General features: G+C 77.0%; 1 protein-coding gene. It reads left to right on the top strand.

What is annotated here, in order from left to right:
• Positions 1–113: 113 nt before the first annotated feature.
• On the top strand, positions 114–833 hold a 720-nt coding region (locus EAO76_RS41750; RefSeq protein ID WP_148841454.1), incomplete at its 3' end, for a hypothetical protein.

Genomic DNA, 833 nt, shown 5'->3' on the forward strand with positions numbered 1-833 from the left:
GGCTTCCCGGCCCGTACCGAGTCCGAGCTCGCCTGGGTCCAGCACGCCCTGGCCCATCTGCGCGAGGGCGGCACCGCCGTGCTGCTGATGCCCCCGACCGGAGCCGATGCACCATGCGCCTTCCCGCCCGCGTCTCGGCGGCCGCCCTGAGCGCCGCGACCGCCCTCGTCCTCGCGACGGCCTGCGACCTGCTTCCGGACGACGCGCCCGACGCCGCCGCCCCCTACGCGCGGCTGACCGGCCCCGAGGTCACCAACAAGGCCCTCGCGGCGACCCGGGCCGCCAAGGCGGTGCGCATGACGGTGCGGACGGCGACGCCCGACGGACCGGTCGAGGCGTACGTCGCCACGGACGTCAGGGGCGCGTGCACGGTCACGCTCTCCATGGGCGCGGCGGGCACCCTGGAACTGGTCCGGACGGGCGGCACGGTCCGCACCCGCTCCGACGCCGCGATGCTGCGGGCGGCCTCCACCGCACGGGGCCCGCGCGGGGACGCCGAGGTCGAGAGGCTCACCGGCCGCTGGGTGGAGCCCGCCGCCGGCGACCGGCAGGCGAAAACGGCCGAGCGCTACTGCGACCGGGAGACGTTCCTCGGCCTCCTCGCACCGACGAGCGGAACGGCCCGCAAGGGAAGGACAACGGCACCCGCCTCCCCCGACGGACCCGCCTCCGGTACACCCGCCCTGGCCGTCACCGGCGGGGCGGACGGCCGGACGTGGTCGGCGAGCATCGCCACCGACGGCCGCCCCTACCTCCTGAAGCTGCGCGCCGCGCCCATGGAGAGCGTGACCGTGCACGCGCCCCTGACGTCCGTGGCGACGTACGCCTCGACC

The organism is Streptomyces sp. sk2.1 (genome assembly GCF_008120935.1).
Classification (GTDB): Bacteria; Actinomycetota; Actinomycetes; order Streptomycetales; family Streptomycetaceae; genus Streptomyces.